General features: G+C 55.4%; 9 protein-coding genes and 1 pseudogene. 7 read left to right on the top strand and 3 right to left on the bottom strand.

The window, feature by feature from the left end; genetic code table 11:
* Window positions 1-260: transposase (locus CFR79_RS14815; RefSeq protein WP_146220161.1), on the top strand; the 260-nt coding region annotated here is incomplete at its 5' end.
* Window positions 261-526: 266 nt separating this feature from the next.
* Here CFR79_RS14815 and CFR79_RS14810 read toward each other — a convergent pair.
* Window positions 527-922 carry a nuclear transport factor 2 family protein gene (locus CFR79_RS14810; RefSeq protein WP_110548410.1) on the bottom strand — a complete coding sequence of 132 codons (396 nt, stop codon included), beginning with the start codon at window positions 920-922 and terminating at the stop codon, window positions 527-529.
* Between the two features lie 93 nt (window positions 923-1,015).
* Between CFR79_RS14810 and CFR79_RS14805 the strand changes: the two genes are divergently transcribed.
* Window positions 1,016-1,828: an AraC family transcriptional regulator gene (locus tag CFR79_RS14805; protein WP_110548409.1), complete on the top strand. Its 813-nt coding sequence runs from the start codon at window positions 1,016-1,018 to the stop codon at window positions 1,826-1,828.
* A gap of 177 nt (window positions 1,829-2,005) precedes the next feature.
* Here the strand turns inward: CFR79_RS14805 and CFR79_RS14800 are convergent, their stop codons facing one another.
* On the bottom strand, window positions 2,006-2,971 hold the full coding sequence (locus CFR79_RS14800) for a LysR substrate-binding domain-containing protein (RefSeq protein ID WP_220030307.1): 966 nt from the start codon (window positions 2,969-2,971) through the stop codon (window positions 2,006-2,008).
* 98 nt (window positions 2,972-3,069) lie between these two features.
* On the opposite strand from CFR79_RS14800, the gene CFR79_RS14795 reads away from it, so the two are divergent.
* The gene (locus CFR79_RS14795; protein WP_110548408.1) at window positions 3,070-4,380 is read left to right on the top strand and encodes a D-serine ammonia-lyase; all 1,311 of its coding nucleotides are present in this window, start codon (window positions 3,070-3,072) and stop codon (window positions 4,378-4,380) included.
* A gap of 106 nt (window positions 4,381-4,486) precedes the next feature.
* Window positions 4,487-5,087, top strand: a pseudogene (istA, locus tag CFR79_RS14790) (IS21 family transposase); the annotation flags it as partial.
* A gap of 34 nt (window positions 5,088-5,121) precedes the next feature.
* On the opposite strand, the gene CFR79_RS14785 reads toward istA, so the two are convergent.
* Window positions 5,122-6,298 (bottom strand): IS3 family transposase gene (locus CFR79_RS14785; protein ID WP_110548407.1). Its coding sequence is split into 2 segments (ribosomal slippage): window positions 5,122-6,022 and window positions 6,021-6,298, totalling 1,179 coding nucleotides; the frame shifts between segments, so codons are not numbered across the junction.
* Between the two features lie 309 nt (window positions 6,299-6,607).
* On the opposite strand from CFR79_RS14785, the gene tnpA reads away from it, so the two are divergent.
* The 3 genes from tnpA to CFR79_RS14770 all read left to right on the top strand — a co-directional run.
* Window positions 6,608-7,096, top strand: coding sequence for an IS66-like element accessory protein TnpA (tnpA, locus tag CFR79_RS14780; protein WP_061276868.1), 489 nt, complete (start codon window positions 6,608-6,610; stop codon window positions 7,094-7,096).
* Window positions 7,093-7,440: an IS66 family insertion sequence element accessory protein TnpB gene (gene tnpB / locus CFR79_RS14775; protein ID WP_019092242.1), complete on the top strand. Its 348-nt coding sequence runs from the start codon at window positions 7,093-7,095 to the stop codon at window positions 7,438-7,440. The genes tnpA and tnpB overlap by 4 nt, the downstream gene beginning before the upstream one ends.
* Window positions 7,441-7,505: 65 nt before the next feature.
* Window positions 7,506-7,772, top strand: a 267-nt coding sequence (locus CFR79_RS14770; protein ID WP_456305897.1) for an IS66 family transposase, incomplete at its 3' end; no start/stop codon positions are given.

Genomic DNA, 7,772 nt, shown 5'->3' with positions numbered 1-7,772 from the left:
TCCTCGCTGACAAGGCGTATGACGCGGACAGGTTGATCGATCGGCTGATACAGCGCGGGATTACCCCGGTCATCCCGCCAAAACGCAACAGAACGACACGACGGGAAACCGATTTTTCTCTCTACCGCGAACGGAACCTTGTTGAGAGGTTCTTCAATAAACTCAAGCAGTTTCGCGCTATCGCAACCCGCTACGATAAACTGAAATCGACCTTCCTCGCAGCCGTGCAGTTCGCCTCAATCATCATCCTGCTTAACTGACGACACGCCGTAATATGTAGAAAAACCGCGCGCATACACTAAATGGAAAATAGGCTGGCTAAACTCCACCAATATCCAGTTTTGTGAAATTTTCAGCCACCCGAAAATATCCGAGATGAGGCGCAAGTGATAGATCCGCTCAGCGCATGGCAAGCGGCAGGCTACTTACGCCTTCATTGCAGTCGTTCACCAGTTCATTTGTGTTTTCCGAAAGCAGACACTTCATATCTGAAATGAGAACATCTGCTCGAATTGACTGGGTTTTCTCATTGTAGCGCCCCAAGCGCCCGATCGCTTCCACTACCTTCCAGAACGTGCGTCAGTTCATCCACCAGACAGATGCGGCCTTCTCGAAACTGATAAAAGGCAATAACCTTGATCAGACTTTGCTCGCCGGAACGACGTGTTGCACGAGCCACGTGCACGGTGGCAGCCTTATCATCTTCACATACGACATGCTGAATATCTATTTCCAACGCACCAAGAGCGTTGCGTAAGGCATGTGTGTGAACCCGGAAGTCGTCCAACGTCATTTCACGTCCATCGACAAATTGCCGATAGTCCGGCGTCATGAAATCTAGCAGCTTATCCGGAGTTGAACCAAAGTCCGTGAATGTGGTGAACATTTCCCTGATGATCTGCTCGTGGTGTGTGGAAGACATGGAATCCCCTTTAATCTTGTGAATTGAGTGGACCAGCAGATTTTAAAGGAGATGCTTTTGGCATTCTACCGACCGTAGGCCATAATTCGACTCATGCACACCAAACCGTTTTCCTTTTTATCAGAAGATCCTGCTCCGTCATGTGGCGCTCTCTGGCTATCTGGAAGTCCCGTAAGACAGACGAACCGCCGGACCACTGACCTGCATGTTCACGAAAAGGGGCAGATATTCGTCGTGGAAAGCGGTGTTATGGCCGTTATGATTCAAAATTCCTACTGGCTTATCGGGCCGGGGCAGCTTCTCTGGCTGCCTTCTGGCTTTGTTCATAAAGCACGCTCCCACGGTGCTATCGCAGGCTGGAATCTGTATATTACTGCTGAGAGGTATTCTTCAGTTGCACAGAAGCCTTTTGTGGCAGACTGCACGCGATTATTGATGGCTCAGGTTGAACGTCTGTCGCAAAATGCCAAAGTGGCAATATGGCAGGACAGCTTTACAAGGCTGGCCGAAAGCTTCTGGGATGAATTCCTGTCCATTCCGCGTCATTCTGTTTCACTACCTTTTCCCGAAGATGCCCGGCTAAAGCGGATCGCAGAAGCCCTGAGTGTCACTCCCGCTGATCCACGAGGACAGCAGGAGTGGGCAGATATGGCAGGAATGTCTTTACGATCTTTCATCCGCCATTTTACCGCTGATACGGGAATGCAGTTTTCAGTCTGGCGGCAGCGCCTGCGTATTCTTAATGCGCAGGAGAGGCTGGCGCGATGCGAACGTGTGACCGATGTCGCCGCCGCAGTTGGTTACGAAAGTCTGGGCGCGTTTGCTGCCGCCTTTAGAAAAAACACCGGATATAGCCCGAGTACCTATGCACAACGCTGCCGGGTTGGGGCAACTGACCCAATATGAGCATGATCTGGTAAGCTATCGTCATTGATAGGCATTCAGTAAACGGATTACTACAGGCTTATGTCAGTCATTTGGTAACTACTTTTTTAAATACTTCTACATGGGTAGTTTTCTCCCATGGTGCGGGCACTTTTTGATATCGTCTTACGCGTTCTGGTATCCCTGTCGGGCGGACAATCATCTGCTTTTCAATGAACGGTCCTCCGTTGGCATGGATTTCAACATGTTGTCTCGCTGTCGCCGAAAATGGGCACATTCGGTTCTTAACCAATTCGTGAAAACATTTACTCTCCTGTCTGCGGCGTCACGGCAGATCAGGACATAACGTGCTGTTGCAGGCACCGGCTTCCCAAATGGGAAAACAAGTCTTCCAGAAAGAATGTCGTCATACACCAGGGCCATTCTACCCATTGCCATACCCTGATTTTTCAGAGCAGATCCCAGCGCGAGACTGGACAGATTAAACTGCGATCCGCCAACCGTGCATTTGTAATCGTCCATATTTTCTTTTATCCAGTCATTCCATTCACAATATTCAGGGGCACCTGTCCACGGTTCGTTATCGTGCAGAAGGTGGATATTTCTTATTTCCAGCGGTTGTTCTTTTTCTGCAAATGATGGTGTCGATACAGGAATAATAAACTCATCAAGCAGGTCTTCCGCCGCCACATCATTGTATTGTTTTGGGTCGTAACGAATGGCGATATCGATACGGCCTCGTGCAAGTTCCTCGCAATCCAGATCCTGAAACTCTGCAACAAGTCGAACCGGGACATGAGGATGCCGTGCGTTAAAATCCGCAAGACGGGGCGTCAACCAATGCAGGGCAAACGAAGGCGAGCAACTTATCTGCAGAGGCGCATCGGGTGTCTGTAGTTCTTCAAGAATAGCCTCGGTATCCGAGAACACACGTGTCATGACTTTGTGCAATGCCTCTCCTTTTCCTGTTAATGTCAGGGTACGCGCGGATCGTATGAACAATCTGAGGCCAAGATGCTGTTCAAGCAGCCTGATCTGTTGACTGACCGCTCCCTGGGTTACGCACAGATCGGTGGCTGCCCTCGTAAATGAGAGCTTCGTTGCGACGACATGAAAGCTGCGAAGCGCTCCCAGAACTGATGTTGAGGGCAGAGGCATATCCATTAGCTCCACTAATGTATCAATTAGAATATATCGTTTCCGCTTGATGCCACGACGCGCTACACATCGTCGCCAGACCAGCATCATTCAGGCCGCGTGAAATGACGAATAGCAAAGATTATAGCCATATTATAGATTGCCTGCGCACGAAAAAGCGTTGTCTCTGGCTTAATAATCGGCTGTCCCCTAACCGCCGCCCTGATCAGTCCATATTAGCTGGAATCGCTGATGCAGGTGCTCGCTTCAAGCGGTGTGAACCGCTTCTCGCAGAGCTCTTCAACGAATTGGGCCCGACAGATGGTCGAATTGAGTCTCCCCTGACCGATGCGGAGAAACTGGCCACACGTTCGCCCGTAACCGCACCAGGTGCGTGGTTCATCAAGCGTGATGACCTGCTTCCAGTCGCAGGTTCGATCAAGGCGCGGGGTGGGTTTCACGAGGTTCTCGCCTATGCCGAAAAACTCGCGCTTGACCATGGCATCATCAGTCCCGACTCTGACAGGCATTGTCTGGCAGGAGAGGCGGCCAGAGAACTCTTTTCCGCACATAAGATCCTCGTAGGCAGCACTGGAAATCTGGGCCTTGCAATCGGTACCCTGTCGGCTGCCCTTGGGTTCAGATCGGAAGTCCATATGTCTGCCGATGCCAGACAATGGAAGAAAGATCGTCTTCTGGCGCGGGGAGTGGCTGTCGTTGAACATCAGGGGGACTATTCCGTCGCAGTTGCGACGGCGCGTTCGCTCATGCAAGAGTCCGACTACTTTGTTGACGATGAAGCATCCGCCCTTTTGTTTTACGGCTATGCAACCGCAGCACTGGAACTGAAAATGCAATTGCATGCGGTAGGGCGCAAGGTGGACAGCCAGACGCCGTTGCTGGTTTATCTACCGTGCGGGGTAGGCGGTGCACCTGGCGGCATTACGGTCGGGCTGAAAGCGATTTTTGGCCCAGACGTACACTGCTTTTTTGCTGAACCGGTTGCATCACCTTCCATGCTGCTCCAGTTATGTTCTGGCCAGATGGAGCCGGTCTCCGTTGCAGAAATCGGACTGGATAACAAAACGGAAGCCGACGGACTTGCCGTCGGACAGGCGTCGTTGTTTGTCGCGCGTCGCATTCAGGAAATGCTGGCAGGCGTATTTACGGTTTCCGATGACGAGTTATATGAAAATATGGCTCTTGTAGAAAAATATCTGGGATTTTTACTGGAACCATCTGCAGCGGCCGGACTGCGCGGGCCAATATGGCTTAATGAAACCGAAGCAGGGCGGAGATATCTGAAGAGACATCAGATCGTTCCAGATCACGCGACACATGTTATCTGGGCAACAGGAGGTTCTCTGGTTCCGGAAATTCAGCGCATTCATTACAGGAATATGGCTGAGATGAAGATAAGGTCGTTAGAATGTTGATTTTCACTGAGAACTGACCCGTGAAAGGCAGAAATTTTCATCGAGATTTGACCCATGCCCCCACACTCCCCGGCATCCTCTTCTGGGGGTGTGAGGAGTGATTGACATGGAGCTTCTGAGTGTGATCCGTCGGTGGCACTGCCGGGATCATCTTCCGATCCGCGAGATCGAACGCCGGACGGGACTGTCACGCAATACGATCCGGAAATATCTCCGGGCACAGAGTATTGAACCGCGGTTCCAGGTCCCCGAACGTCCCGGCCGACTGGACCCGTTTGCTGACAGGCTGAGGGGATGGCTGGTCCTGGAAGCCGCCCGATCCCGCAAGAACCGGCGCACGGCGCGGCGACTGCATGAGGATCTTGTGGCACTGGGCTATGATGAATCCTATGGACGGGTGGCTGCTTTCATCAGGCAGTGGAAACACGAACAGCACTAGGCAGTGCCAGACAACGGGTCGTGGTGTTTTTGTGCCCCTGCGCTTCTAGCCCGGGGAAGCCTTTCAGTTCGACTGGGGCGAGGACTGGGCGGTCATTGCCGGGCATCGCGTCAAGCTGCAGGTTGCCCACACCAAACTGTCCTTAAGCCGGGCCTTCATACTCAGGGCCTATCCCCTGCAGACCCACGAGATGCTTTTTGATGCGCTTACCGAGGCCTTCCGCGTACTCGGTGGCGTGCCACGGCGGGGTATTTTTGACAACATGAAGTGCCCTGCCCCCACCGAGTGGACCGATTGGTTTGTTAGTGGATTAAGCTCATCGCCCCCATATCCGGGCGAAGGTGGAGCGAAGCGGAACCGGAGGCCGGATATGGCGGTGTCACCGTTTCCGGGGCGGGTGGTCGGTATCCGAGGCTGCTGTGCGGGCGGACGGTGTTGTAATGCCGCCGCCAGGCTTCGATCAGCACCCTGGCCTCAGCGAGGCTGTAGAAGATCTCGCCATTGAGCAGTTCGTCGCGAAGCGACCCGTTGAAGCTTTCGTTATAGCCATTCTCCCATGGTGATCCCGGCGTGATGTAGAGCGTCTTCACGCCAATCTGCCCCAACCATTTCTGGACGGCGGTCGCGATAAATTCGCTGCCATTATCGGACCGTATATGTGCAGGCGGACCGCGCGAGATGAACAGATCGGCCAAGGCCGCCAGAACATCCTCGTGCCTGAGCCGCCGTGCAACGATGAGCGCCAGGCACTCCCTGCTGGCCTCGTCGATGATCGTCAAAATGCGGAACTTTCGCCCGTCATGCGTGCGCCCCTCGACAAAATCATAGGCCCACACATGCCCCGGGTACTCGGGCCGCAACCGGATGCATGATCCGTCATTGAGCCATAGACGCCCACGCTTTGGCTGGCGCTGCGGCACCTTGAGCCCTTCACGACGCCATATCCGCTCAACCCGCTTATGGTTCACCGTCCACCCCGTATGACACAGCAACGCCGTCACCCGGCGGTAGCCGTAACGGCCATATTGCTTCGCCAAGGCGATGATGTCCTCCGTCAGCGCTTGTTCGTCATCCGCCCCGCGCGGCACCTTGCGCTGCGTCGATCGATGCTGACCCAGAACCCGGCATATCCGTCGCTCGGACACCGGGATCGGCAGTTCTCGTCGCAACTGATCGATGCAGCGCCGCCGCCGCGCGGGCTTAGAAGTTTCCCTTTGCCGCCTCCCGCAGGATCAGCTTGTCCAGCGTCAACTCCGAGATCGCTCGGCGCAGCCGCTGGTTTTCCTTCTCCAGATCCTTCATCCGCCCTGCCTGGTCGGTCTTCAGCCCGCCATATTCCTTGCGCCAGCGATAATAGGTCTGCTCGCTGACCCCGATCCGACGGCATGCTTCGGCGGTCGAAGCCCCCTGCGCCAGCACAATCTCAACTTCACGCAGCTTGCCGATGATCTCTTCCGGCTTGTGCTTCTTGAATGGCATCTGTCGTCCCTTTCGTGGTCAAGACTATCATAGTCTCTGGGCCACTCAGCAGGGGGCAGATCAACTCGGCGATGGTCGGTCTTGAGAGGCAGCTTCGCTTCGATTTCATCCAGTCGTGAGGCGAGAAGCGGACGCTCGATGTCTACCTGAACTGCGGCGAGAACCAAAGAGCGTACTCCCTCACGCAATGACTGGCGGCCAGCAGTCTCGAGCGCTGAGGCGACAGTGTGCACCAACCTTGTCCGCACTTGTAAGCTCCCGGCGACTGACGCCTTGCTGAATACTTCTGGCCTGGTTCAGCTATGAAGCATGAACGATTTAAGAGATAGGGACGCGGTACTACCTGCGAGTGTCGCAGGTAGTACCGCAGAGAGGCTCCAAAGGAGCGGTAGAGAGACCGATGAGCGGGACAGGCTGGCGGACGCCTCGCGGATCGAGATCGTTTCGGATCGCCGCCGCTGGCACGCCCCTGAATTTCGCGCGCGAGTGGTCATCGCGTCCTACGAGAGCCGACGCCCCATAAGGGAGGTGGCTGCACAGTATGGGATCCATCCCAGTCTGGTGTTTCGCTGGCGGCGAGAGGCTCGGGCCAAAGCGCAGGCCAAAGGCGGGACATCGTTCATACCTGTCATGGTAGCCCCGGCCCCCGAGCCGCAGCCATCGGAGCGTCGGAGAGAACAGGGAACGCTGTCCGGCCAAGCCGTCAGCCTGGTCTTTCCGGACGGTGTGCGGCTGGAGTTCGACGCAGGGCTGTCCGCTGATCGTCTGCGTGAGATTGTGGGCGCACTACGATCATGATCCCGCTTCCTTCCACGCTGAGGATATGGCTGGCGGCCGGTGTAACCGATATGCGCCTGGGGATGCCCGGGCTGGCGTTGAAGGTCCAGGAAGCACTGGGTCGTGACCCTTTCGCGGGTGACGTCTATGCCTTCAGGGGCCGACGCGGCGACCTGGTGAAACTGATCTGGCACGATGGGATCGGCCTTTCCTTATATGCGAAGCGGATCGAGCGCGGGCATTTCTTGTGGCCTTCGGCAAAGGACGGAGCGATCCATCTCTCCCCGTCACAATTGACTTGTCTGCTGGAGGGTGTGGACTGGCGCAATCCGCAGAAAACATGGAGACCTGAACTGGCGGGATAATAAAAACCGCGCCAGGTCAGCATATACTGGTACCCTTTTGAGCGCCCATGTGATCAACTGCCTTCATGACGGGAGACACGGACGACATCATCGCCTTGCGCGCGGCACTTGCCGCTGCCGAGGCGCGTGCCGAGGTCGCGGAAGCCCGTGCGGCCAGCGCCGAAGCGCAGATTGCCCATCTCAAACATCTTATCGCGCGGATGCGCCAGGACCGTTTCGGCGCCTCGTCGGAGCGGGGGCGCCGCCTGCTGGCCCAGCTCGAACTCGAATTGGAAGAGCTGGAGACGACACTCGCCGAGGACGCGCCCGAAAATGCGGCGGATCCCGCCGTC

The organism is Komagataeibacter saccharivorans, assembly GCF_003207825.1.
Classification (GTDB): Bacteria; Pseudomonadota; Alphaproteobacteria; order Acetobacterales; family Acetobacteraceae; genus Komagataeibacter; species Komagataeibacter saccharivorans.
The sequence above is the reverse complement of the archived record's forward strand: the minus strand, read 5'-3'. Positions and strand labels throughout refer to the sequence as shown.